This window comes from Caldimonas manganoxidans ATCC BAA-369, from assembly GCF_000381125.1.
Classification (GTDB): domain Bacteria; phylum Pseudomonadota; class Gammaproteobacteria; order Burkholderiales; family Burkholderiaceae_C; genus Caldimonas; species Caldimonas manganoxidans.
The window spans coordinates 1-15,799 of the sequence record NZ_KB905960.1 but is presented as its reverse complement, the minus strand read 5'-3'; the positions used below and the strand labels follow the sequence as shown (position 1 = coordinate 15,799).

Annotated in this window: 13 protein-coding genes and 1 pseudogene; 11 read left to right on the top strand and 3 right to left on the bottom strand. The window is 67.2% G+C overall.

Features of this window, described 5'->3' with window-relative positions; all coding sequences use genetic code 11:
* Positions 1-28 precede the first annotated feature (28 nt).
* Positions 29-1,249, top strand: a complete 1,221-nt coding sequence (locus F615_RS0114195) for a multifunctional CCA addition/repair protein (protein ID WP_026330334.1) — start codon at positions 29-31, stop codon at positions 1,247-1,249.
* A 104-nt stretch (positions 1,250-1,353) separates the two neighbouring features.
* Positions 1,354-1,734, top strand: a complete 381-nt coding sequence (locus F615_RS0114190) for an MJ0042-type zinc finger domain-containing protein (protein ID WP_019561843.1) — start codon at positions 1,354-1,356, stop codon at positions 1,732-1,734.
* Positions 1,735-1,758: 24 nt separating this feature from the next.
* Here the strand turns inward: F615_RS0114190 and F615_RS0114185 are convergent, their stop codons facing one another.
* On the bottom strand, positions 1,759-3,285 hold the full coding sequence (locus F615_RS0114185; RefSeq protein WP_019561842.1) for a YifB family Mg chelatase-like AAA ATPase: 1,527 nt from the start codon (positions 3,283-3,285) through the stop codon (positions 1,759-1,761).
* Positions 3,286-3,567: 282 nt separating this feature from the next.
* Between F615_RS0114185 and F615_RS0114180 the strand changes: the two genes are divergently transcribed.
* The 7 genes from F615_RS0114180 (at position 3,568) to gshB (ending at position 12,055) form a co-directional block, all read left to right on the top strand.
* The gene (locus F615_RS0114180) at positions 3,568-4,239 is read left to right on the top strand and encodes a TorF family putative porin (protein ID WP_019561841.1); all 672 of its coding nucleotides are present in this window, start codon (positions 3,568-3,570) and stop codon (positions 4,237-4,239) included.
* 57 nt (positions 4,240-4,296) lie between these two features.
* Positions 4,297-4,635, top strand: a complete 339-nt coding sequence (locus F615_RS0114175) for a P-II family nitrogen regulator (RefSeq protein WP_019561840.1) — start codon at positions 4,297-4,299, stop codon at positions 4,633-4,635.
* 25 nt (positions 4,636-4,660) lie between these two features.
* On the top strand, positions 4,661-6,064 hold the full coding sequence (locus F615_RS0114170; RefSeq protein ID WP_019561839.1) for an ammonium transporter: 1,404 nt from the start codon (positions 4,661-4,663) through the stop codon (positions 6,062-6,064).
* Positions 6,065-6,549: 485 nt separating this feature from the next.
* Positions 6,550-7,845 (top strand): glutamate--cysteine ligase, encoded by a 1,296-nt coding sequence (gshA, locus tag F615_RS0114160; protein ID WP_019561837.1) that lies wholly within the window; start codon positions 6,550-6,552, stop codon positions 7,843-7,845.
* Between the two features lie 106 nt (positions 7,846-7,951).
* Positions 7,952-9,835 carry a potassium transporter Kup gene (locus tag F615_RS0114155; RefSeq protein ID WP_019561836.1) on the top strand — a complete coding sequence of 628 codons (1,884 nt, stop codon included), beginning with the start codon at positions 7,952-7,954 and terminating at the stop codon, positions 9,833-9,835.
* A 67-nt stretch (positions 9,836-9,902) separates the two neighbouring features.
* On the top strand, positions 9,903-11,087 hold the full coding sequence (locus F615_RS0114150; RefSeq protein ID WP_019561835.1) for a benzoate/H(+) symporter BenE family transporter: 1,185 nt from the start codon (positions 9,903-9,905) through the stop codon (positions 11,085-11,087).
* Between the two features lie 8 nt (positions 11,088-11,095).
* The gene (gene gshB / locus F615_RS0114145; RefSeq protein ID WP_019561834.1) at positions 11,096-12,055 is read left to right on the top strand and encodes a glutathione synthase; all 960 of its coding nucleotides are present in this window, start codon (positions 11,096-11,098) and stop codon (positions 12,053-12,055) included.
* A 13-nt stretch (positions 12,056-12,068) separates the two neighbouring features.
* Here the strand turns inward: gshB and F615_RS0114140 are convergent, their stop codons facing one another.
* Positions 12,069-13,193 carry a S1C family serine protease gene (locus F615_RS0114140; RefSeq protein ID WP_019561833.1) on the bottom strand — a complete coding sequence of 375 codons (1,125 nt, stop codon included), beginning with the start codon at positions 13,191-13,193 and terminating at the stop codon, positions 12,069-12,071.
* A gap of 68 nt (positions 13,194-13,261) precedes the next feature.
* Here F615_RS0114140 and F615_RS0114135 point away from each other — a divergent pair, with 68 nt between their 5' ends.
* Positions 13,262-15,139: an ABC-F family ATP-binding cassette domain-containing protein gene (locus F615_RS0114135; RefSeq protein WP_019561832.1), complete on the top strand. Its 1,878-nt coding sequence runs from the start codon at positions 13,262-13,264 to the stop codon at positions 15,137-15,139.
* A gap of 13 nt (positions 15,140-15,152) precedes the next feature.
* On the opposite strand, the gene F615_RS18705 is transcribed toward F615_RS0114135, so the two are convergent.
* On the bottom strand, positions 15,153-15,563 hold the full coding sequence (locus tag F615_RS18705) for a helix-turn-helix domain-containing protein (RefSeq protein WP_019561831.1): 411 nt from the start codon (positions 15,561-15,563) through the stop codon (positions 15,153-15,155).
* Between the two features lie 105 nt (positions 15,564-15,668).
* Here F615_RS18705 and F615_RS20535 point away from each other — a divergent pair.
* Positions 15,669-15,799: pseudogene (locus F615_RS20535) on the top strand (ISL3 family transposase); the annotation flags it as partial.

Below are 15,799 nucleotides of genomic sequence, written 5' to 3'. Positions count from 1 at the left end.
TGAAGCCGGCCCGCTACACTTGCTGGCCATGAAGGTCTACATGGTCGGGGGTGCCGTGCGCGACCGGCTGCTCGGCCTGCCGGTCAGCGACCGCGACTGGGTGGTCGTGGGCGCCACCCCCGAGGCCATGATCGCCTCGGGCTTCACGCCGGTGGGGCGCGATTTCCCGGTGTTCTTGCATCCTCAGACGCATGAGGAATATGCGCTGGCGCGCACCGAGCGCAAGACGGGCCACGGCTACCATGGCTTTGTCTTCCATGCGGCGCCGGACGTGACCCTGGAGCAAGACCTCCAGCGCCGCGACCTGACGATCAATGCCATCGCCGAGGACGAAGACGGCCGCCTGATCGACCCTTTCGGCGGTGTGCGCGATCTGCAGGACCAGGTGCTGCGGCATGTCTCACCGGCGTTTGCCGAGGATCCGGTGCGCATCCTGCGCGTGGCCCGCTTTGCGGCGCGCTTCACCGAGTTCAGCGTGGCGGCCGAGACGCTGATGCTGATGCGCCAGATGGTCGAGCACGGCGAGGTCGATCACTTGGTGCCCGAGCGCGTGTGGCAGGAGCTGTCGCGTGGGCTGATGGAGAAGAAGCCCTCACGCATGTTCGAGGTGCTGCGCGAGTGTGGCGCCCTGGCACGCCTGCTGCCCGAGGTGGATCGGCTGTGGGGCGTGCCGCAGCGGGCCGAATACCACCCCGAGGTGGATACGGGCATGCACCTGATGCTGGTGCTGGACATGGCCGCGCGGCTGAAGGCGTCTTTGCCTGTGCGGTTTGCTTGTTTGACGCACGATCTGGGCAAGGGCACCACGCCGCCGCAGCTGTGGCCGCGTCACATCGGGCACGAGCAGCGCAGCGTGGGCTTGTTGCGCCAGCTGTGCGTGCGTCTGCGTGTGCCCAGCGACTGCCGCGAGATCGCCGAAGTGGTGGCGCGCGAACACGGCAACATCCACCGCGCCGGCGAGTGGACGGCCGCGGCCCTGGTGCGCCTGCTGGAGCGTTGCGATGCGTTTCGCAAGCCCGAGCGCTTCGAGGAGATCTTGCTGGCCTGTGAATGCGATGCCCGGGGCCGGCTCGGTCTGGGCGAGCAGGACTATCCGCAGGGCCAGCGGCTGCGCCGCGCCTTGCGCGCCGCGCAAGGGGTGGACGCTGGCGAGATCGCCCGACAGGCCCAGGCCCGCGGCCTGAGCGGGCCTCGCATTGCCACGCTCATCCACGAGGCCCGTGTCGCGGCCGTGGCCCAAGCCTTGTGAGGACCCAGCCGAGCCCATCGTTCCGATGGGGGCTTGCCGGGCGGGCTGCGCCGGTGCGATCATGAGCCTTCGGGCCAGGCGCCGTGGGGCGGCAGGAGGGTGCGATGACGATGGCACAAATGATCCGCCAGCACGGCTTTCGCAAATGGTACGAGCGTGAACTCGTCCTCAGCCACCTGCACCTCGTGCTGTTGGTGCTGTCCCTGGTGGGCCTGCTGGGCAGCGCCGAGGCTTATGAGCGTGGGGCCCCACTGCTGGTGCAGGCATGGGTTGGCCTGTGCGCTGCGGCCAGTGCAGCCATCGGGCTGTGGGCGCTGCGGCGCTATCTCGCTTTGCTGATGCATGCCGAGCACGTGGCCCATCAAGCGCAATGCCCGGCATGTCACGCCTATGCTCGTTGGAGTCTGATCGACGAGGACCAGGGCGGCCAGCGGCTGCAGGTGCAATGCCAGCGATGCGGCCATCGCTGGCACATCGACGGCTGAGCGCGCGTGGGCGCGCCAGGGTCTTCACGACGCGACCAGGACACGCCGCAGCTGGATCGCTTCGGCCACATGGGCCATGGCCAGCAAGTCGGCGCCGGCCAGGTCGGCGATGCTGCGGGCGATTTTGAGCACCCGGTGCAGGCTGCGTGCCGACCAGCCCAGCCGGCTGGCTGCGGCCTGCAAGAAGCGCTGCGCATCGTCATGGAGCCCACAGTGGGCATCGAGCTGCGCCCCTTGGAGCTGGGCGTTCGTGCATCCCTGGCGGGCCAGCTGCCGTTGCCGGGCCCGAGCCACACGCTCGGCCACGGCGGCGCTGGGCTCGCCTTCGGGCAGCCGCAGCAATTCCTCGTGCGGCACGCTGTTGACTTCGACCTGGATGTCGATGCGGTCCAGCAGTGGTCCGCTGAGCCGGCCTTGGTATCGTGCCACGGCCTCGGGGCTGCAGCGGCAGGCGCGCACTCGCGAGCCCAGGTAGCCGCAGGGACAGGGGTTCATCGCAGCGATCAGTTGAAAGCGCGCCGGAAACTCGACATGGTGCGCTGCGCGCGCGATGGTGATCTGGCCGGTCTCCAAAGGCTCACGCAGGACTTCGAGCGCCGCGCGCGGGAACTCGGGCAGCTCGTCCAGAAAGAGCACGCCTTGGTGGGCCAGCGAGATTTCGCCCGGTCGCGGAGGCGAGCCCCCACCGGCCAGCGCCACCGGCGAGGCGCTGTGGTGCGGGGCGCGCAGCACGCGCTGACCCCAGCGCGCTGGATCGAAAGCGCCCACCAGGCTGAGCACGGCCGCCGACTCCAGGGCCGCTTCGGTGTCCAGCGCAGGCAGTAAGCCGGCAAAGCGCTGCGCGAGCATGGACTTGCCCGTGCCTGGCGGGCCCACCATCAGCACGCTGTGGCCCCCGGCGGCGGCGATCTCCAGCGCCCGCTTCGGGCCGGCTTGGCCCTTGACTTCGCGCAGATCGGGGCCAGCGACAGCTTGGGCTTGAGGACGCTCGCACACCCGCACCCAGCCGTGGGGGGGTGGCTCGCCTGCGCGCGGCGGCAGCAGCGACTGCACCACGTCCAACAAATGCCGCGCGCCATAGACGGTCGTGCCTTCGACCAGGGAGGCTTCGCGGGCGCTGTCCAGGGGCAGCACCATCGCGCGCGCGGCGCCTTGGCGACGCAGCGCCAGGCTCATGGCCAAGGCGCCGCGCACGGCCCGCAAATCGCCGGCCAGCGACAACTCGCCGGCGAACTCGTAGCCGTCCAAGGCGGCGGCGGGAATCTGGCCTTGCGCGGCCAGGATGCCCAGCGCAATGGGCAGGTCGAAGCGGCCGGTTTCCTTGGGCAGATCGGCAGGGGCCAGGTTGACGGTGATGCGTTTGTTGTGAGGGAAGTCCAGCCCGCTGTTGATCAGCGCAGCGCGCACACGCTCACGGGCTTCCTTGACTTCGGTGTCGGCCAGGCCCACCAGCGTGAAGCTGGGCAGGCCGTTGGCCAGATGCACCTCGACGGTGACGGGCGGGGCCTGCAAGGCGGCCAGCGCCCGGCTGTGGATCACGGCCAGCGACATGGACGGGAGTCCTCCTGAACATGGTTGTTTTGCTGGGCACGCCAAGGTGCCCAAGCCTGCATTGTGGCGGCTGCTGCCGGCTCCGAGGCCTTGCCGCAGTCCCCGTGGCTGTGGGGGCACAGGTCTGGTGCAGCGGCCTCGAATGCACCGAGGTCGTGCGTCGAGGTGCCGATATGGGCTCGCGATGTGCCGTCCTGGGGCGATCTGGGCCGGCTTGGCGATGGCATGTTTCCTGCAGTTCCAGCTGCGGGTTCATTCCTTCACCCCTTCAGGAGTTTGTCCATGCCTCGCAAGACCCTGCTCGCGCTCGCCTTGGCCTCTGCCGTGCTCGCCGCTCCGGCGATGGCCGAAGGCGTGGCCACCAACTTCAGCCTGACCACCAATTACAAATTCCGCGGCCAGGACCAGACCGGCAACAAACCGGCCGTCCAAGGCGGCTTCGACTACAGCCTCGGGGGCTTCTACGTCGGCAACTGGAACTCCAGCATCAACTTCGCCAATGGCATCGAGATGGATGTCTATGGCGGCTACAAAGGGGAAGTGGCCGACCTGGGCTACGACATCGGCGTGCTGCAGTACCTCTATCCCGGACTGTCCGATGCCAACACCACGGAAATTTACGGCGGTCTGAGCTACGGCCCGTTCGCGCTCAAGTATTCGCACACGGTCTCCGACGAGTACTTCGCCGTGCCCGACAGCCGCAACACCGGCTACTTTGCGCTGTCGGCCAACCTGCCGCTGATCGACAAGCTCACGCTCAATGCCGGGCTGGGCTACACGCTGTGGGCCAGCGATGCAGCCCCGCCCGACTACTACGACTACAAGCTGGGCGCCACCTATGACTTGGGCTCGGGCTTCTCGCTGGGAGGCCATGTGGTGGGGGCCAACAAAAAGAACTATTACGGCGACATCAACAAAGCGCGCTTCATCCTCACGCTGACCAAGGCCATGTAAGACCGCGGGTGCCCGGTCGGCAGCGGGCACCTTCTTTCACTTTCAAAGGAGCAAGCCATGAAGATGGTGACTGCCATCGTCAAGCCCTTCAAGCTGGACGAAGTGCGTGAAGCCCTCAGTGCCATCGGGGTACAAGGGATCACGGTGACCGAAGTCAAAGGCTTTGGCCGCCAGAAGGGCCACACCGAGCTGTACCGGGGGGCGGAGTATGTCGTCGACTTCCTGCCCAAGGTGAAGATCGAGGCGGCGGTGGACGATGCCATCGTCGATCGCGTCATCGAGGCCATCGAGGGCTCGGCCCGCACCGGCAAGATCGGTGACGGCAAGATCTTCGTGTCCGCGCTCGAACAGGTGGTGCGCATCCGCACCGGCGAGACGGGCAAGGACGCCCTGTGATTCCATCGACCCAGAGAGACAACCCATGAAGAAATTGCTAGCCATCTTGGCGTTTGGTCTGTCGACCCTCGGGGTCGTGGATCTCGCCTTCGCTCAAGACGCTGCGGCCTCGGCGCCTGCGCTCAGCGAAGCGGCCGCGCCTGCCGCTGCTGCTGCCGCCGATACCGCACCGGCGGCTGCCGCAGAGGCCCCAACGCCCACGGTGAACAAGGGCGACGTGGCCTGGATGTTGACGGCCACCCTGTTGGTCATCCTGATGACCATTCCCGGCCTGGCGCTGTTTTACGGCGGCCTGGTGCGAGCCAAGAACATGCTGTCGGTGCTGATGCAGGTGTTCGTGATCTTCTCGTTGGTGACCGTGCTGTGGGTGCTCTACGGCTACAGCCTGGCTTTCGGCGGCGGCGGTGCCTTCATCGGCACGCTGGACAAGGTCTTCCTGATGGGCGTGACGCAGGAGTCGCTGGCCGACACCTTCTCGCCGCAGGCCAAGCTGCCCGAGTACGTGTTCATCGCCTTCCAGGCCACGTTCGCGGCCATCACCTGTGCGCTGATCATTGGCGCCTTTGCCGAGCGCATCAAGTTCTCGGCGGTGCTGCTGTTCACGGTGCTGTGGTTTACGTTCAGCTACCTGCCCATCGCCCACATGGTGTGGTTCTCCGAGGGGCTGCTGTTCAAGGACGGCGCGCTGGACTTCGCCGGCGGCACGGTGGTGCACATCAACGCGGGGGTGGCCGCGCTGGTGGGCGCCTACATGGTGGGCAAGCGCATTGGCTTCGGCAAGGAGGCCATGCCGCCGCACTCGCTGACGCTGACCATGGTGGGCGCCTCGCTGCTGTGGGTGGGCTGGTTTGGCTTCAATGCCGGCTCGGCGCTGGAAGCCAATGCCCAAGCCTCGCTGGCCTTCATCAACACCATCGTGGCCACGGGCGCGGCCACCCTGGCCTGGTGCATCGGTGAAGGTCTGGCCAAGGGCAAGGCCTCGATGCTCGGGGCGGCCTCGGGTGCGGTGTCTGGCCTGGTGGGCATCACCCCGGCGGCGGGCTTGGTCGGCCCGATGGGCGCCATCGTCATCGGTTTGGCCGCTGGCTTCATCTGCTTGTGGGGGGTCAATGGTCTGAAGCGCATGCTCGGCGCCGACGACGCGCTGGACGTGTTCGGTGTGCATGGCGTGGGCGGCATCGTCGGCGCTTTGCTCACCGGTGTGTTCGCGGCGCCCGGCCTGGGGGGTGTTGGCGCGGCCGACTTCTCCATCGCTTCGCAAGTGTGGATTCAAGCCAAGGGCGTGCTGCTGACCATCGTGTGGTCCGGCGTGGTGTCGCTCATCGCCTACAAGATCGTCGATCTGGTCATTGGCCTGCGCGTGTCCGAAGAGGACGAGCGCGAGGGCCTGGACATCGCTTCGCACGGCGAGACGGCCTACAGCAAATGATCTCTGCGGCCTGCGCGCCTGCGTGCCCCTGCGGCACGCAGGCGCCGGCCCCAGCGCCACGACGCCACCGTCACTGCAGGTGGCGTTTTTTTTCAACGGCGTGTGAGGTTCTGCGGCTGCAAGCAGGGCATTGCTTGCGGGTGCATCTGACCAATTTGCTGACACCGCGGTTTCATCTCTACGAGACCCATGGGCCGAGCCCGACCGCAGCGTGCGTGTGGTGCATGGCGACATCAATGCAAAACGCGGCGGCCCCGGATTTTCCGGGGCTGTTCGAGACCCCGGTGCTGTCGCAAGGCGGCTCGCAGTGGCGCGTGCGCCGAAGATCGTGCTGCCGCGCATCGACTTGGAGAGCGCCGGCCCCGACCCCATGGCGCCGGCCGTGGGAGCACGCTGAGCGCCGCAGCGAGCCGGCGCCGAATCGGCCGCCCTCGTAGAATCCCAATCTTGGCCGCTTTCCAGGACTTCCGACAGGCTTTGCACCCATGGTCCCGCATCTCATCACGGCGCTTACCGGCCCCATCAACGAGCTGGAGCAACGCATCCTGGAGTCCATGCCGGCGATCGAGCGCTGGTTCCGCCTGGAGTGGATGGAGCACACGCCGCCGTTCTACACCTCGGTGGACGTGCGCAACGCCGGCTTCAAGCTGGCGCCGGTGGACACCAATCTCTTTCCGGCCGGCTGGAACAACCTCACCGAGGAGATGCTGCCCCTGGCGGTTCAAGCGGCCATGGCGGCCATCGAGAAGATCTGCCCCGAGGCCAAGAACCTGTTGCTGCTGCCCGAAAAGCACACCCGCAACACCTTCTATCTGATGGCCGTCCAGCGGCTGATGCAGATCTTCACCCAGGCCGGCTTGAACGTGCGCCTGGGCACGCTGGACGAATCCATCCAAAAGCCCACCACGCTGAACCTGCCCGATGGCAGCACCCTCACGCTGGAGCCGCTGGTGCGCACCAAGCGTCGTTTGGGCCTGAAGGACTTCGACCCTTGCACCATTTTGCTCAACAACGACCTGTCGGCGGGGCTGCCGCCGGTGCTCGAAGGCTTGCATGAACAATACCTGTTGCCGCCGCTGCATGCGGGCTGGGCGGTGCGGCGCAAGTCCAACCACTTCAACGCCTATGAAGAGGTGGCCAAGAAGTTCGCCAAGCTGCTGGGCATGGACCCTTGGCTGATCAACCCGATGTACGCCCAGTGCGGCAAGGTCAATTTCCACGAGGGTGAGGGCCTGGACTGCCTGCAAAGCCATGCCGATGCGTTGCTGGGCAAGATCCGCCGCAAGTACAAGGAATACGGCATCCAGGAGAAGCCCTTCCTGATCGTCAAGGCCGATGCCGGCACCTATGGCATGGGCATCATGACGGTGCGCGACGCCAAGGACCTCACCGAGCTGAACCGCAAGACACGCAACAAGATGAGCGTCATCAAGGACGGCCAGTCCGTCACCGAAGTGCTCATCCAGGAAGGCGTGCCCACCTACGAACGCATCAACGAGGCCGTGGCCGAACCTGTGGTCTACATGATCGACCGTTACGTGGTGGGCGGCTTCTATCGCGTGCATGCCGAGCGCGGCATCGATGAGAACCTCAACTCACCAGGGGCCAGTTTCGTGCCGCTGGCCTTTGCCGAGTCGTCCCACTTGCCGCGCCCGGGGGAGAAGCCCGGCGCCAGTGCGCCCAACCGCTTCTACATGTACGGCGTCATCGCCCGGCTGGCCATGCTGGCGGCCAGCTATGAACTGGAGGCCACCGACCCCAATGCCGAGACCTATGACTGAAGCCTCTGCGACGGCCGCATCGTTGCTGCGCCGCAACATGCCTCGGTGACGCTGCGCCAGCGGCGGCGCACAATCCGCCTCCAGCCTCGTTCTGCGACGAACGCCCGTGTCGTCTCCTTCCCATTCCTCCAAGCAGGTCGGCCTGGCAGGCTTGACCTTGGGTGCCATCGGCGTGGTCTATGGTGACATTGGCACCAGCCCCTTGTATGCCCTGAAAGAAACCTTCACCCACGGGCGGCTGGAGGTCACGCCCGACAACGTGCTGGGCATCTTGTCGCTGATGTTCTGGACGATCACCGTGATCGTCTCCTTGAAGTACGTGACCTTGATCTTGCGGGCCGACAACCACGGTGAGGGCGGCCTGGTGGCCTTGTTGGCGCTGGCATCCCAGGCGGTCAAGGATCGGCCCCGGCTGCGTCGCGGTTTGCTGCTGGTGGGCATCTTCGGCACGGCCATCTTCTTCGGCGATGGGGTGATCACGCCGGCCATTTCGGTGCTGTCGGCCGTCGAGGGCCTGGAAGTGCTGGCACCGGGCTTGCACCCTTATGTCGTGCCGGTGACGCTGCTGGTGTTGACGGCCTTGTTCGCGTTGCAGCGGCATGGCACGGGGGCCGTGGGGCGTTGGTTCGGTCCTTTGACCGTGCTGTGGTTTTTGGTGCTGGCCGGGCTGGGGTTGTCGCAGCTGGTGCGCCAGCCTGAGGTGCTGTGGGCCTTGAGTCCCCACCATGCCGTGGGCTTCATGCTGCACCATGCCGATGCGGCCTTTCTGGCCTTGGGGGCCATCGTGCTGTGTGTGACCGGCGCCGAGGCGCTGTATGCCGACATGGGCCATTTCGGGCGGCGGCCGATCCGGCTGGCGTGGTTCGGCCTGGTCATGCCCGCGCTGGTCCTCAACTACTTCGGGCAAGGCGCCTTGTTGCTCAGCCAGCCCGAGCTGGTGAGCAACCCGTTCTATGGCATGGCCCCGCGCTGGGCGCTGCTGCCGCTGATCCTGCTGGCCACGTGCGCCACCGTCATCGCCTCGCAGGCGCTGATCTCGGCGGCCTTTTCGGTCACCAAACAAGTCGTCCAGCTGGGTTTTCTGCCGCGGCTGCGCATCCTGCATACCTCGGCCCGTGCGGTCGGGCAGATTTACGTGCCGGCGGTCAACTGGGGCCTGTATCTATGCATCCTGACGGCCGTGATCGGCTTTGGCTCCAGCGGCGAGCTGGCCGCCGCGTATGGCATCGCCGTGACGATCGACATGCTCATCACCACGGTGATGACCTTCTTCGTGATTCGCTATGCCTGGCACTATCCCTGGTGGTTGTGTGTGGGGGCCACGGCCTTGTTCTTCGCGGTGGACGTCCTGTTCTTCTCGGCCACGGCGCTCAAGTTGTTCGACGGCGGCTGGTTCCCAGTGGCCATCGGGTTGGTGATGTTCACCGTGATGACCACCTGGCAGCGCGGCCGCTGCCTGCTGGCCCAGCGCTTGCGCAGCGAGGCCATCGAGCTGCCGGCCTTTCTGGAGGCCGTTTTCGCCAGCCCGCCCACCCGTGTGGAGGGCACGGCCGTCTTTCTCAGCGCCGAGACCGGGGTCACGCCCAATGCGCTGCTGCACAACCTCAAGCACAACAAGGTGTTGCACGAGACCAACCTCTTCGTGACCGTGCGCCACCACGAGGTGCCCTGGATCGGGTTCGACCGGCGCGTCGAGGTGCAGCCGCTGGGGCGCAATTGCTGGCAAGTGGTGCTGCACTTTGGCTTCAAGAACGAACCCGACGTGCCCGAGGCGCTGGCGTTGCTCAAGCCGCTGGGGGTGCAGCTCGACGACATGAACACCAGCTACTTCCTGTCGCGCGAAATCGTCGTGCCCTCGCTGGGCTCGGGCATGGCCGGCTGGCGCGACAAGCTGTTTGCCAGCCTGCATCGCAACGCCTCGGCCGCGGCCGATTTCCTGCATCTGCCGGCCAATCGCGTCGTGGAGCTGGGCGCCAAGGTGGCGCTTTGACGTTGAGCTTGCGCGCCGCACCGCCGACGCCCGGGCTTGCGCTTTTCGTGATGAGGCAGACAGAGTCATGCGTGTCTTGCAAGACGGATCGTTGTCGGCTGCGGTCGCCGGTTTCGTGGCCGTGCTGGTGGGCTTTACCAGTTCGGTGGCCCTGGTGTTCCAGGCCGCCTCGGCCTTGGGGGCGACGCCCGCGCAGACCACTTCCTGGATCTGGGCGCTGGGGCTGGGCACGGGGCTGACCAGCATCGCGCTGTCGCTGCGGTATCGACAGCCGGTGCTGACGGCCTGGTCCACGCCGGGGGCGGCCGTGCTGGCGGCCTCGGCCGGCGCCGGCGGCCTGGGCATGGCCGAAGCCACGGGCGCCTTCATCGCCTGTGGCGTGCTGATCACCCTGTCGGGCCTGAGCGGCCTGTTCGAGCGAGCGATGAACCGCATCCCCGCGGCCATGGCCTCGGCCTTGCTGGCCGGGGTGCTGGCGCGTTTTGGCATGGAGGCATTTCTTGCCCTGCAGTCCCAGTTCGGACTGGTGCTGGCCATGTTCCTTGTCTACCTGCTGGGCCGTCGCTGCTGGCCCCGCTATGCCGTGCCGGGCGTGCTGGCCGTGGGCCTGATCGGCGCGTGGATGCTGGGCGAGCTGCACGGCTCGGCCGTGCAGTGGTCGCTGGCCTGGCCGGTGTGGACCACGCCACAGTTCACGCTGGAGGGCTTCATCGGCGTGGCCCTGCCGCTGTTCGTCGTGACCATGGCCTCACAGAACCTGCCTGGGGTGGCGGCCATCCGGGCGGCGGGCTACCACACACCGGTGTCGCCGCTCATCACCTGGACCGGTCTGGCCACCTTGGTGCTGGCGCCTTTTGGCGCCTACGCCTTGAATCTGGCGGCCATCACCGCAGCCCTGTGCATGAGCCCCGAGGCCCATGCCGACCCCCAGCGGCGCTACATGGCCAGCGTGATGGCCGGGGTGTTTTATCTGGGGGTGGCCTGTGTGGCCGGCGCGGTCGTCGGCCTGCTGGCCGCGGTGCCACGGGAGCTGGTGTGGGCCTTGGCCGGCCTGGCCCTGCTGGGCACCATCGGTGCCGGACTGGCCACCGCCGTCAAAGACGAATCCCATCGTGAGGCCGCGCTGGTCACCTTCTTGGTCACCCTGTCGGGCGTGACGCTGTGGGGCGTGGGGTCGGCCTTTTGGGGCGTGGTGGCCGGCACGTTGGCGCTGATGGTGCAACACTACCGGACTGGCGTCCCCCGATCCTGACACCCGTGATGAACCTGCTTTTCGTTGCCGATCCGCTCGACCAGTTCAAGACCTACAAGGACAGCACCTATGCCATGATGCGCGAGGCGGCCGCGCGCGGGCACCGGCTGGCGGCCTGCGAGCCGCGCCACCTGTCCTGGCGCAGTGGTGGCCGTGTGATGGCGCAGGTGCGCTGGCTGCGCCTGACGGGTCAAGTGGGCGATGCCGGTGCGCCCTGGTACGCGGCCGAGGCGCCCGCACCGGCTGCGCTGGCCGACTTCGACGCGGTGCTGATGCGCAAGGACCCGCCCTTCGACAGCGAATACTTCTACGCCACCCATCTGCTGGAGCAAGCCCAGCGCGAGGGCGCGCGCGTCTTCAACAGCCCACGGGCATTGCGCGATCACCCGGAGAAGCTGGCGGTGATGGAGTTTCCGCAGTTCGTTGCGCCCACCCTGGTGACGCGGGATGCGCAGGACATCCACCGCTTCCATGCCGAGCATGGCCAGATCATCCTCAAGCCGCTGGATGGCATGGGGGGCATGGGCATCTTCCGCGTCGGGCCCGATGCGTTGAACCTGGGCAGCATCATCGAGACCTTGAACGCCCATGGCCAGCGCACGGTGATGGTCCAGCGCTTCATTCCCGAGATCGTCGCTGGCGACAAACGGGTGTTGATCATCGACGGCGAACCGGTCCCCTATGTGCTGGCACGCATTCCCCAGGGCCGTGAGGTGCGCGGCAACCTGGCCGCCGGCGGCAAGGGGGTGGCCCAGCCGCTGAACGACCGCGACCGCCAAACCGCCCGTGACATCGGCCGCGTGCTCAGCGCCCGCGGTCTGTTGCTCGTCGGCCTGGACATCATCGGCCAGCACGTCACCGAGATCAACGTGACCAGCCCCACCTGTTTCCAGGAGATCGAACAACAAACCGGCTACCCGGTGGCACGGGTGTTCGTCGATGCCCTGGAGCGAGCCTGTTCCGCCTGAGCGGCGCCAAGCCCTAGGACCCCAGGCCCAAGCGCACCTGCACCTCGCGTTCCTGGCCCGCGCGCCACAGCTTGAGCGTGACGGTGTCGCCGACTTGGTGCTGCTCCAGCGCTTCGAGCAGACGGTCTAGCGTGGGGGTTGCTTGCCCCCCCAGGGCGAGGATCACATCGCCGGCCACCAGGCTGCCGTCACTGGCCCGGGCAAACGGCCGCAGCCCGGCTTGCGCGGCCGGGCTGTCGGCAGCCACATCGACCACCACCACGCCGGCGGGCAGACCCAAGGCCTGCCCGAAGCGATCCGGAGCGGCCGAGATGCCCAGCGAGGGCCGGATGAAGCGCCCATCGCGGATCAGCCGCGGCACCACGCGGTTGACCTCGTCCACCGGAATGGCAAAACCGATGCCCGCGCTCGCCCCCGAGGGGCTATAGATCGCCGTATTGACACCGATGAGTCGGCCGGCCGAGTCCAACAGTGGCCCGCCGGAGTTGCCCGGGTTGATGGCCGCATCGGTCTGGATCACCCCGCGAATGGGCCGGCGCGTCACCGATTCGATCTCGCGGTTGAGCGCGCTGACGATGCCGGTGGTCAGCGTCTGGTCCAGCCCGAAGGGATTGCCGATCGCGTAGACCTTCTGTCCCACTTGCAAACTGGCGCTCTCGCCCAACGCGATGGGTTTGAGCTTTTCGCGCGGCGCATCGATGCGCAGCACGGCCAAGTCCCGGTCGGGGAACGCGCCCACCAAAGCCGCCGGGTAGCTGCTTTGATCGGCCAGGGTCACGCGGGCGGCATTGCCGCCATGGATGACGTGGAAGTTGGTCACCACGTGACCACGCTCGTCCCACACGAAGCCCGTTCCCGTGCCGCTGGGCACTTGCATGGCGTCCAGCGAGAACAGGCTGGTGGCGGTTTGCAAGGTGGTGATGTGCACCACCGAAGGCGAGACCGCCTGGAAGACTTCGATGTTGTTGCGTTCGTCGGCGGCCAGATCACCGCGGGCCGTGACGGCGCGCGGCTCGGCCGGCGCGACCGCTGCCGAGGCATGAGGGCGCTGGTTCCACCACCAGGCCGCCGCGGCGGCCAGCAGCACGATCAACACGACGAATGCGGCATTGCCGCGCACGGAACGATGGAAGGGCATGGGTTCGATTCCTGTGGGCATCAAGGCGGATTCTGCAGGCGTGGCACGCAGGATAATCCATCCGCATCATGGCCTTGATCACTCTTACCAACGCCCACCTGGCCTATGGTCACGTGGCCTTGCTCGACGGCGCCAGCCTGTCGATCGAATCTGCCGAGCGCATCGGCCTGATCGGCCGCAACGGCACCGGCAAGTCCTCGCTGCTGAGGATCTTGGCCGGGCTGGACAAGCCCGACGATGGCTTGCTGCAAGTGCAGCAGGGGTTGCGCATGGCCTATGTGGCGCAAGAGCCGGTGTTCGCCCCGGGGCTTCGTGTCTTCGATGCGGTCAGCGAAGGGCTGGCCGAGGTGCGCGCGTTGCGCCAGCGCTACGAGGCGCATGCGCCCGGTGAGGACCTGGACGCCTTGCAAACCCGCATCGAGGCCCTGGACGGCTGGACCTGGGAGCAGCGCGTCGAAGAGACGCTGCACCGTCTGCGCTTGGCGCCGCAGGCCGATGTCGATCGCCTGTCGGGGGGCAATCGCAAGCGCGTGGCGCTGGCGCAGGCCCTGGTGGCCCAGCCCGACGTGCTGTTGCTGGACGAGCCCACCAACCACCTCGACCTCGAGGCCATCGCCTGGCTGGAAGACCTGCTGCGTGGCTTCCGCGGTGCCGTGGTGTTGATCACCCACGATCGGGCGTTTCTCGATGCGGTGGCCACGCGCATCGTCGAGCTCGACCGCGGCGTGCTGCGCAGCTACCCCGGCCACTTCACGGCTTACGAGCAACTCAAGGCCCAACAGCTGGCCGATGAAGCCTTGGCCCATGCGCGCGCGGACAAGCTGCTGGCCCAGGAGGAAGCCTGGATTCGCAAAGGCGTGGAAGCCCGTCGCACCCGCAGTGCGGCCCGCATCGCACGGCTGGAGCGATTGCGCCAGCAGCGGGCGCAGCGCCGCGAGGCCGTCGGTCGCGTGCGCCTGGACGTGGACGCCGGCCAGCGCAGCGGCAAGCTGGTGGCGCAGTTGCAGCATGTCGGCAAGGCCTATGACGGCCGGCCCATCGTGCGCGACTTTTCGGCCACCATTTTGCGTGGCGACAAGATCGGCCTGATCGGCCCCAATGGCGCGGGCAAGACCACGCTGCTGAAGCTCATCCTGGGCGAGCTGGCGCCCGATGCCGGCACGGTGCGCCTGGGCACCCGGCTGCAGGTGGCCTATTTCGACCAGATGCGCGAGGCCCTGGACCTCGAACGCAGCCTGGCCGACACCATCAGCCCGGGCAGCGAATGGATCCAGATTGGTTCCACACGCAAGCATGTGATGAGCTATCTCGGGGACTTCCTGTTCCCGCCCGAGCGGGCCAACTCGCCGGTGAAGTCGCTCTCCGGCGGCGAGCGCAACCGGCTGTTGCTGGCCCGCCTGTTCGCGCGGCCGGCCAACGTGCTGGTGCTGGACGAACCCACCAACGACCTCGACATCGACACGCTGGAGCTGCTGGAAGAGCTGCTGCAGGACTACGAGGGCACCGTGTTCCTGGTCAGCCACGACCGGCGCTTCCTCGACCATGTGGTGACCAGCACCATCGCCTGGGAGGGCGACGAGTCCCCGGGCCAGTGGCGCGAGTACGAGGGCGGCTACGAAGACTGGGTGCAACAGCGTGCACGCCGTCGGGCCCTGCAGGCTCCGCCGCCGGCGCCCGCTCCGAAGCCCGCGCCCGCACCGGCCCCCGCGCAGGCGGGCAGGCCCTCGCGCAAGCTCTCGTACAAAGAGCAGCGTGAACTCGATGAACTGCCCGCGCGCATCGAGGCGCTGGAAGCCGAGCAGAAAGAACTGGGCGAGCTCTTGGCCAGTCCGAACCTCTACACCGAAGCCCCGCAGCGGGTGGCGCAGGTGCAGGCACGCTACGAGCAGATCGAGGCCTTGCTGATGGAGGCGCTCGAGCGCTGGGAGGCGCTGAGCGCGCGCTGACGGGCAGCGCGCGCTATCCGTCGCGCCGCCGCAGTCCCAGCCCGGCCAGCCAGGAATCGCTCGGGCGCGGCAAGGTGCGGCTGACGATCAGCCCGGACTGGAGGTACAACGCATTGAGCAGGCGCGCCACGGCTTCCGGGCGCAGACCGCTGAAGTCGACGATGTCGCGCACCGACAGCGGCTGATCGCGCATGCGACGGATCACCGCGCGGTGCACCCCGTCCACCGGCAGGCTGCGCAGATCCAGCCCGGGAGTGGTGCGATAGCACGCGCTGCCGGCGATTTCGGGCAGCAGCTCGGCGCGGCTGCCATGCAGCGCCAGCATCCACAGCAGCGGCCCGATCGGATGGTAATGATCGTAGGCGCCGATGAGCCGCGGCTCGTCGTGCCCTGGGGGCTCTTCGTCATTTCGTGTGGAACCCAACAGTCACAATGACTCCTGGTCGTCGCGCCCGGTGGGCATGTGTGCAGGCCGCTGGCCGGCCTGTGCACATGTCCACGAGGCGTGTTTGATCAGGAGGATGAGTCCATGGGCATTGCCGTAGAAGCTCTGTTCACCAGCGCGCTGGGCTTGCAGCCGCCGTGGGTCGTCGATGACGTCAGGCTCGACACCGCCAAGCGGCGTATCGACTTCGAGATCGGCTGCCACACCAGCAGGCT

What these genes read in the sequence shown, in the direction of transcription:
- F615_RS0114195 (WP_026330334.1), top strand. Translation starts at nt 29, where the DNA reads ATGAAGGTCTACATGGTCGGGGGTGCCGTGCGCGACCGGCTGCTCGGC.
- F615_RS0114190 (WP_019561843.1), top strand. Translation starts at nt 1,354, where the DNA reads ATGACGATGGCACAAATGATCCGCCAGCACGGCTTTCGCAAATGGTAC.
- F615_RS0114185 (WP_019561842.1), bottom strand. Translation starts at nt 3,285, where the DNA reads ATGTCGCTGGCCGTGATCCACAGCCGGGCGCTGGCCGCCTTGCAGGCC.
- F615_RS0114180 (WP_019561841.1), top strand. Translation starts at nt 3,568, where the DNA reads ATGCCTCGCAAGACCCTGCTCGCGCTCGCCTTGGCCTCTGCCGTGCTC.
- F615_RS0114175 (WP_019561840.1), top strand. Translation starts at nt 4,297, where the DNA reads ATGAAGATGGTGACTGCCATCGTCAAGCCCTTCAAGCTGGACGAAGTG.
- F615_RS0114170 (WP_019561839.1), top strand. Translation starts at nt 4,661, where the DNA reads ATGAAGAAATTGCTAGCCATCTTGGCGTTTGGTCTGTCGACCCTCGGG.
- gshA (WP_019561837.1), top strand. Translation starts at nt 6,550, where the DNA reads ATGGTCCCGCATCTCATCACGGCGCTTACCGGCCCCATCAACGAGCTG.
- F615_RS0114150 (WP_019561835.1), top strand. Translation starts at nt 9,903, where the DNA reads ATGCGTGTCTTGCAAGACGGATCGTTGTCGGCTGCGGTCGCCGGTTTC.
- gshB (WP_019561834.1), top strand. Translation starts at nt 11,096, where the DNA reads ATGAACCTGCTTTTCGTTGCCGATCCGCTCGACCAGTTCAAGACCTAC.
- F615_RS0114140 (WP_019561833.1), bottom strand. Translation starts at nt 13,193, where the DNA reads ATGCCCTTCCATCGTTCCGTGCGCGGCAATGCCGCATTCGTCGTGTTG.
- F615_RS0114135 (WP_019561832.1), top strand. Translation starts at nt 13,262, where the DNA reads ATGGCCTTGATCACTCTTACCAACGCCCACCTGGCCTATGGTCACGTG.